Consider the following 8,906-nt stretch of genomic DNA (forward strand, 5'->3'; position numbering starts at 1 on the left):
ATGAAGTTTTTAAAATTAGTCCTGGCTATTCTTCTGGCTATCCTGCCCTCAATTTTTAAAATTCCGCTATATCGCTGGTTATTCCAGTATGATATTGGCAAAAATGTGCGAATCGGCTTGACAATATTTGTACAAGTTGAGGACTGTACAATTGGCGATGGCGTTAATATTGGTCATTTTAATTGTTTTTACAGAACTCAAAAAATTGACCTAGGTAATTTTACCAAAATTGGAGCTTTTAACCTGTTCCGGGGTGGAGAGCAGATTAATATTGGCTGCTACTCAACAATTTTACGCTACAACACTTTTAATTCTATTATAAACCCAGAATTAGTTAATCCAACAGAGCCTATTTTACAACTGGGAAAAGCCGTTTTTATTGCGGCAGGACACTGGTTGGATTTTACGGATAAAATTATGATTGGAGATAATACTATTATTGGAGGACGCAATTCTTCACTCTGGACTCATAACCGTCAACGAACTCGCTCAATTTCCATTGGTTGTAATTGTTATTTAGGGTCTGAAATTCGCGTCGCCCCTGGGGTGCAAGTGGCTTCTTTTTGTATTATTGCCTTGGGATCCGTCCTTATGGGGACATTTGATACTTCCGAGGTATTAATTGCTGGAAATCCAGCTAACATCGTGCGATCCCTTCAAGAAAGTGATCGATTTTTGATTAGCCAAAAAACTCGTGCAGATATTCCGGATGACTTAAATAGCCAATGTTTAGAAACATTAAATTCTTGAGTGAGCTCATTATTGGTGCGTTGTGGGGTATAAAAAATAAATGTGTGGATTATGCGGCTGGATTGATTACCACGTTTCAACTAGAAATAATTTTTATTCAAACATTGCATGAATAAAACACTACTTAAGGTTAGCAATAAATCATGAAAAAAGGTAAATGAAAGATAATTTTGACTTAAAAACTGTAGAAGGATTTGGTTCAGAATGGACTACCTTCGATCAATCGGAACTTGAAGAGTCAGAAATTACGGAAATATTCACTTCTTATTTTTCTATATTTCCTTGGGAAAACCTCCCTAATGATGCGGTTGGTTTTGATATGGGCTGTGGCAGCGGTCGATGGGCAAAATGCGTTGCTCCTAAAGTGGGAACATTACATTGTATTGATGCAAGTTCAGCCGCTTTGCAAGTGGCCAAAAATAACTTGTCTGAGTTAGAAAATTGTCAATTTTATCAATCCAGTGTGGATAAAATTACGCTGCTAGATAACTCGATGGATTTTGGCTATTCCCTGGGTGTTCTCCATCACATTCCCAATACTTTTCTGGGAATTAAAGGTTGTGTAGAAAAGCTCAAGCCGGGTGCCCCCTTGCTGCTATATCTTTATTATGCCTTTGATAATCGACCTTTTTGGTTTCGGTTAATTTGGAAAATCAGCGATATCATTCGGCAGGGAATTTCACAGCTTCCTTACCCAATTCGATATGGGATCAGTCAGATTATTGCTGTGCTGGTATATCTCCCACTCGCTCGCTTTTCTCTGATTTTAGAAAAAATAGGCTTTAATGTAGATTCTATTCCCCTGTCATTTTACCGAAATCGCAGCTTTTATGTAATGCGAAATGATGCTCTAGATCGTTTTGGCACTAAATTAGAAAGCCGATTCACTCAAGATGAAATACGTCAGATGATGGAAGCGGCTGGTCTGATAAATATTGTGTTTAGTGATCTCCCTCCTTATTGGTGTTCTGTAGGATATAAGAAATAGATGTGTGGATTATGCGGCTGGATTGATTACCGGGTCTCAAATCGAAATCATTTTCGTTCAACCATTGAACGAATGAATAAAACACTGCTGCATCGCGGCCCGGATAGCGGTGGAATTTGGGTTGATGAAGACGCAGGAATTGCATTAGGACATCGCCGATTAGCGATTGTGGATCTTTCCCCGGAAGGACATCAACCGATGATGTCGGCAAACGATCGCTATGCGATCGCCTTTAATGGCGAAATTTATAACTTCTTAGAATTGCGTCGAGAACTACAAAAACTGGGTCATCAGTTTCGCGGCGGTTCAGATACAGAAGTGATGCTGGCGGCGTTTACCGAATGGGGAGTCGAACCTGCCGTTAAACGCTTTAATGGAATGTTTGCATTTGCTCTGTGGGATCGGCAAGAACGGCTGTTACATTTGGGTCGCGATCGCCTCGGTGAAAAACCCCTTTACTACGGTTGGGTCGATGGAACGTTTCTCTTTGGTTCAGAACTCAAAGCCATTAAAGCTCATCCAAATTTCTCGGCAGAAATTAATCGAGATGCTTTAGCTCTTTACCTTAGATATTGTTACATTCCCGCACCTTATTCGATTTATCAAGGCATTTACAAACTGCCTCCAGCTTGCTTGTTAACCGTGCGATCACCAGAAACTCATGCCGAACCCATTCCCTATTGGTCGGCAAAATCGGCTGCCATTTCTGGTATTTCTCAGCCATTTTTAGGGTCCGAAACCGCAGCCATTCACCAACTAGATACTCTCCTACGAGATGCGGTGAGTTTACGGATGATGGCGGATGTTCCGTTAGGGGCATTTCTCTCCGGTGGAATTGACTCCTCAACCCTGGTTGCTTTGATGCAGGCGCAAAGCAGTCAACCGATTAAAACATTTACCATTGGAACCGATGAAAAAATTTATAACGAAGCCGAACACGCTAAGGCAGTGGCTCAACATTTGGGCACTGACCATACTGAACTTTATGTCACCGCAGAAGATGCTCTAGCTGTCATTCCTAAACTCCCCACCCTTTACGATGAACCCTTTTCCGATTCCTCCCAAATTCCGACTTTTCTGATTTCTCAACTGACTCGAAAACAAGTGACGGTCAGTCTTTCTGGTGATGGCGGCGACGAACTGTTTGCAGGCTATAACCGTCATTTATGGGGGCGTCGTTTTTGGCAAAAACTCGGCTGGATTCCCCCAATGGCTCGCCAAATGGCAGCTGGTGCAATAACTCAATTGTCTCCCGAAACCTGGGATACAATTTTCCAGAAATGCGATCGCTTTCTTCCCCACCAACTCAAACTCCGTCAACCGGGAGATAAACTGCAAAAGCTCGCAGAAATTTTAGCCATTCGCAACCCCCAATCTCTTTACAAACGTTTGGTTTCCAACTGCCAAAACCCCGAAGATGTGGTACTCGGTAGCACAGAACCCCCAACGCTATTAAGTGACTCGAAACTCTGGGGCGAATTCTCGGACTTGACCGAGTGCATGATGTACCTGGATGCGGTCACTTATCTTCCCGATGATATTTTAACCAAAGTTGACCGAGCGAGTATGGGGGTTAGCCTAGAGGCGCGAGTTCCCTATTTAGACCATCGGGTTGTAGAATTTGCATGGCAAATTCCGCTAAGGATGAAAATCCGGAACGGGATGGGCAAATGGTTGTTACGTCAGGTTCTTTATCAATACGTTCCTGCTGGTTTAATTGAAAGACCCAAAATGGGTTTTGCGGTGCCGATCGAGCGCTGGTTGCGCGGTGAGTTGCGCGATTGGGCTGAAGCGTTATTGGATGAACGACGACTGCGGCAAGAAGGATTTTTCAACCCCCAGCCGATTCGCCAGAAGTGGGAAGAGCATTTATCGGGTCGGCACGATTGGAAATACTATCTCTGGGATATTTTGATGTTTCAATCTTGGTTAGAGCAACAGAAATAATAGCGAAATTTTCCTCTCACCATCTTCATCATTGAATTAAAATTTAACGTAAATTAAATCCCTTAAAAAAATGATTTTTTCCTCTCCCTCCCAACCCACCCGCGTGATGCGAATTATTGCCCGCATGAATGTGGGTGGCCCTGCGACCCATGTTACGGTATTGAATGAAGGGTTAACTCATCTCGGTTATGAGTGTTTGTTAGTGACTGGGATGGAAACCAGTCGTGAAGGGACGCTCAAAGATGAATTCGCGGCGCGTCAGTTGGCGATGGAAATTATTCCAGACCTTGGGCGTGAAATTAATTTTCGTCAGGATATTGCTACTCTGCTCAAACTGTATCAGTTAATGCGTGAGTGGAAGCCGGATATTGTTCATACCCATACGGCGAAGGCGGGTTTGGTGGGACGATTGGCGGCGCGGTTAGCGGGTGTTCCTGTAGTGGTGCATACGTTTCATGGTCATGTGTTTCACGGGTATTTCGGGGCGGCGAAAACCCGGTTTTTTATTGAATTAGAGAAATTTTGTGCGAAACTGAGCAGCCGGATTATTACGATTAGCGATCGCCTGAAATCGGAAATTGTCAGCTATGGCATCACGGATGCTTCCCACATTGAAGTGATTCCTTTGGGTCTGGAACTCAATCGGCTCAAGGACGTCTCGACCACCAACCTGTTTCGCGCAGAATTCGGCTTACCGGCGGATGTCGGTTTAGTGGGTGCGGTAGGCCGTTTGGTGCCGATTAAAAATTTGCATCTATTTCTGGATGCGGCTGCGATCGCCTATCACCAAAATCCTAACCTGCGCTTTGCGATCGTTGGCGACGGCGAACTGCGTGGGGAACTTGAAACTTACGCCGAACACTTGCAAATTGAAAAAGCCGTCATCTTCACCGGATGGCGTCGGGATTTAGCTCAAGTGTATGCAGATTTGGATGCTGTGGTGATTTCCTCGGATAATGAAGGCACTCCCGCTTCTTTAATTGAAGCAATGGCTGCCGGTTGTCCAGTGATTTCTACCCGGGTTGGAGGGGTTCCTGATTTAATCCAGGAGGGTTATACTGGGCGTATGGTTCCCCCCCGGGACCCGGACGCTTTAGCTCAAGCCATCCTCACTTTATTTGAGGAGTCTACGACTACAGAGCAACTTGCACAGGAAGCCCAAAGGCTGACGTTACAAAACTATAATTCAGAGCGCTTGGTTGCCGATATGGACAAGTTTTACAAAACTTTAACCCGGGTCTCCAAAGCTTGTCTATCTTATCCAGAGATTGCATCAGAGGTGAACCGTCGTTAGACCCAGGATTGACCCAACTCAACCCAAAAACCGGGTTTTATCTCTCTTTCCATCAATCTCCACTGAACCCAGATGTACCACCAGATTAGGGCAATTTCATGAATACATATTGGTTACTCGCTGAGGCTGTCATTTTGTCTATGTTCCTCGCAGGCGGCGGAACTTATTTGGCCAGCTATGCTGCTTGCCGCTTTCGGTGGCTGGATAAACCGGGACAGCACAAGGCACATAGTCGCCCGATTCCTCTGTTAGGCGGAATTGCGATGTATGTAGGATTTATTTTGACTTTACTAATTGTTGATTCACGGTGGTTATTCTCCCAAGGGGTGACCTTGGCGATCGCCGCGACATTGCTGGCGGGGATGGGATTGTATGACGACCTGCGCGGACTCAATCCCCTGCCAAAACTAATCGGCCAACTCTTAGCTGGCATTGGGTTGGTCTATAGTGGTATTTTTATACATCTAACGGGAATTCAGGTGTTGGATATTGCCTTGACTTTATTTTGGGTGGTCGGGATCTGCAATGCTCTGAATCTACTAGATAATATGGATGGTCTGTCTGCGGGGGTGAGTGCGATCGCCTGTGTTGGTTTCGGGGCGATCGCCTGGTTCCAGGGACAAATTCCCTTGCTGGTGGTTTGTGGGACGCTCTTCGGGATTACGTTGGGATTCTTGCGGTTTAATTGGCATCCGGCTACCATTTTCATGGGAGATGCTGGCAGTCTGTTTATTGGATTTTTGTTAGCGGCCCTGGGATTGATGGTGATTTCCCCAAAAGCCGAATTTTCCGGAACTTGGCTGGTTCCAGTCGTTATTTTAGCAGTTCCAATTTTTGATACAACCCTGGTCACCTTCTCACGTCTGCGTCGCCAACTCAAAATCACCGATGGAGGACGGGATCACACATCTCATCGGTTGGTGCGGGTGGGTTTGACGGTTCCCCAAGGGGTAGGACGAATTTACAAGGTAGCTGGCGTTTGCAGTGGAATGGGAGTGGCGATCGCCCTCAACCCATCTTGGGCGATCGCGATACCGAGTGTCATGATTCTCGGTTTATTGGCGATCGCAGCCTTTTTTTGGTTTGAACAAGTGGACCTTTCCGATACCGGACAACCCACCCCGGATTTTCACCGTTCCCGGTTGGTTTCAGACTCAGAATCGTTAGCTTCTACACCAGTCTATAAACAATCCCAACTTTAATCCTTGATGCCCCACTTTGATTCAATTTTTTAATTAAACCACACCCCCATTATGTCGGAAAAATTGCAATAATTGGACTGGGTTATGTCGGGCTACCTTTAGCCATTGCTTTAGCCAAAAAATTCCCATCCACGGTTGGCTTTGATATCAACTCTGAGAAAATTCACGCCCTTACCCAGGGAATTGACTCGACTGGAGAAGTCTGTTTAGATGACTTAAAATCAACTTCTCTTCACTTCAGCAGTGACCCCAATCGTTTAAAATCAGCCAATTTTTTTATTGTTGCTGTTCCCACCCCGATTGACTCTAATCGTCAACCTGATTTAACGCCTTTAATCCGGGCATCAGAACTCGTAGGGCGGGTCTTGCAACCGGGTTCGGTCGTTGTGTATGAATCTACTGTTTATCCCGGGGTGACAGAGGAAATTTGCGGAACAATTTTAGCCCGAAAATCTGGATTGCGTCCGGGTATTGATTTCAAATTAGGCTATTCTCCAGAACGCATCAATCCTGGAGATCCAGAACATAGGCTGGAAACGATTATTAAAGTGGTTTCTGGGGAAGATGCGGAAACGTTAGAGCGGGTGGCGCAGGTTTATGAATCCATTATTGATGCGGGGATTTATCGCGCTCCTTCGATTAAAGTCGCCGAATCCGCTAAGGTCATTGAAAATATTCAGCGGGATTTGAATATTGCCTTGATGAATGAACTGGCTTTAATTTTTGACCGCTTGAATATCTCGACTCACGAAGTATTGGCCGCCGCCGGGACTAAGTGGAATTTTTTACCCTTTAAACCGGGACTGGTAGGCGGTCATTGCATTGGGGTTGACCCATATTATCTAACTGCAAAAGCCAAACAAGTTGGCTATCATCCAGAGGTGATTCTTGCGGGTCGGCGCATCAATGACAATATGGGGCGTTATCTGGGTCAGCGGTTAATTAAACTATTGACCAATCATGAAAATATTCCCATTAAGCAGGTCCGGGTGGGTATTTTAGGGATGACATTTAAAGAGAATGTCCCGGATACTCGCAACACTCGGGTTCCCGATATTGTGGCAGAACTCGAACAGTTTGGCATCAAACCTTTAGTCCATGATCCGATTGCCAATCCGGAGGAAGTTCAGCAAGTCTATGGGATTTCCCTCACTCCTTGGTCTGAGTTCTTTTCCCTGGATGCACTGATTCTAGCGGTGCCGCATCGCCAGTATTTAGAATGCTCACCGGATGAATTAATCCAATGCCTGAATCCCGAGGGCATTTTTATGGATATTAAATCAGTATTGAATCCGAGTCTTTTTCCTTCAAAAATAGTTTACTGGAGTTTATAACGGTTTATGAAACCTATTTTAGTGACTGGGGCGGCTGGTTTTATTGGCTTTCATTTGTGTCAGCGGTTGTTAGGACGAGGGGAAACGGTTCTGGGCATCGATAATCTGAATGATTATTATGATGTTAACTTAAAACGATCGCGACTGGCTTTGTTGCAAGCGCATCCCCAGTTTGAGTTTTGCCAATTAGATTTGAGCGATCGCCTGGGGATGGAGAAACTATTCGCTCACTATCAACCAGACCGGGTTATCAATTTAGCGGCTCAAGCGGGGGTCCGTTATTCTTTAACCCATCCTCATGCTTATGTAGAAAGTAACTTAATCGGGTTCACGAACATTTTAGAAGGCTGTCGGCACAACAATGTCAAACATTTGGTATTTGCATCTTCCAGTTCAGTTTATGGTGCAAATACCAAAATGCCCTTTTCAGTTCGAGATAATGTAGATGCGCCTATTAGTTTATATGCTGCGACTAAAAAAGCCAATGAATTGATGGCGCATACCTACAGCTATTTATATGGATTGCCGACGACGGGTCTGCGATTTTTCACCGTTTATGGTCCTTGGGGCCGTCCCGATATGGCGTTGTTTCTATTTACCGAAGCGATTTTAGCTGGAAAGCCGATTCCTGTGTTTAACTATGGTAAAATGAAAAGAGATTTTACATATATTGATGATATTATTACAGGGGTTGTCCGGGTTCTTGATCGCATTCCCAAGAACAATCCAGAGGCAACGGAAGCGCCCTCTCCTAGTCCGGGTCTAGCTGTTCCTTATAAAATTTATAATATCGGCAATAATCAGCCGGTTGAATTGTTGCGATTTATTGAAATTTTAGAGGACTGTCTGGGGAAAAAAGCTGAAAAAGAGTTTCTTCCTATGCAACCGGGGGATGTACCGGCGACTTATGCCGATATTGAGGAATTGGAGCAAGATGTAGGATTTCGCCCCAGTATTCCCCTGGAGGTCGGAATTCCCCGGTTTGTTTCTTGGTATCAGTCCTATTATCGGGCTTCTGGTGGCGAGAAAGTGTAGAGTGTATCTGAATTTATGCCTCAGTCAGAATGATAGCTCTATTCCTCACAGAATCAAGGCTGGGGGTTATTAAATCAAGTCTATCGTCTAAATATCGATGATGCTAATTAAAAATTCCTACTTATTTGTATAATTAGTAGTTTGTGGCATTTTATCATCAGGTTGGTTTAAATAGTTTGCAATCTAGGGAATGTGTATGACAACATTCCCTATTTTTGTATGACAACTCCTGGATGCTGAATAATCTGAACTCTGGTCAGGCCCCTCCCCCAACTCCTGGATGCGCCCCTCTAGTTTCTGAATTCATTATTTTCTATAATGTTTTGTAATGCTCACCCAATTCTAGGAGAGTCTCC

The 8,906-nt window shown here is 44.5% G+C and carries 7 protein-coding genes; all 7 read left to right on the top strand.

The annotated features are described in order from the left end of the window. The 7 genes from J0895_RS01800 to J0895_RS01830 all read left to right on the top strand — a co-directional run bounded on the left by J0895_RS01800 (nt 1) and on the right by J0895_RS01830 (nt 8,550). Nucleotides 1–750 carry an acyltransferase gene (locus J0895_RS01800; RefSeq protein ID WP_207086436.1) on the top strand — a complete coding sequence of 250 codons (750 nt, stop codon included), beginning with the start codon at nt 1–3 and terminating at the stop codon, nt 748–750. A 157-nt stretch (nt 751–907) separates the two neighbouring features. Further along, nucleotides 908–1,738: a class I SAM-dependent methyltransferase gene (locus tag J0895_RS01805; RefSeq protein ID WP_207086437.1), complete on the top strand. Its 831-nt coding sequence runs from the start codon at nt 908–910 to the stop codon at nt 1,736–1,738. Next, complete coding sequence (gene asnB, locus J0895_RS01810; RefSeq protein WP_207086438.1) at nt 1,739–3,685, top strand: asparagine synthase (glutamine-hydrolyzing); 1,947 nt, start codon at nt 1,739–1,741, stop codon at nt 3,683–3,685. It abuts the gene before it with no gap. 70 nt (nt 3,686–3,755) lie between these two features. Then, nucleotides 3,756–4,979, top strand: a complete 1,224-nt coding sequence (locus J0895_RS01815) for a glycosyltransferase family 4 protein (protein ID WP_207086439.1) — start codon at nt 3,756–3,758, stop codon at nt 4,977–4,979. 98 nt (nt 4,980–5,077) lie between these two features. Beyond that, on the top strand, nt 5,078–6,181 hold the full coding sequence (locus J0895_RS01820) for an MraY family glycosyltransferase (protein ID WP_207086440.1): 1,104 nt from the start codon (nt 5,078–5,080) through the stop codon (nt 6,179–6,181). 71 nt (nt 6,182–6,252) lie between these two features. Then, nucleotides 6,253–7,515, top strand: coding sequence for a nucleotide sugar dehydrogenase (locus J0895_RS01825; RefSeq protein ID WP_340643429.1), 1,263 nt, complete (start codon nt 6,253–6,255; stop codon nt 7,513–7,515). A 6-nt stretch (nt 7,516–7,521) separates the two neighbouring features. After that, entirely contained in the window at nt 7,522–8,550 is a 1,029-nt protein-coding gene (locus J0895_RS01830) for an NAD-dependent epimerase (RefSeq protein WP_207086441.1), read from the top strand. The last annotated feature ends 356 nt before the right edge of the window (nt 8,551–8,906 follow it).

This window comes from Phormidium pseudopriestleyi FRX01 (assembly GCF_017313335.1).
Lineage (GTDB): Bacteria > Cyanobacteriota > Cyanobacteriia > Cyanobacteriales > Laspinemataceae > Laspinema > Laspinema pseudopriestleyi.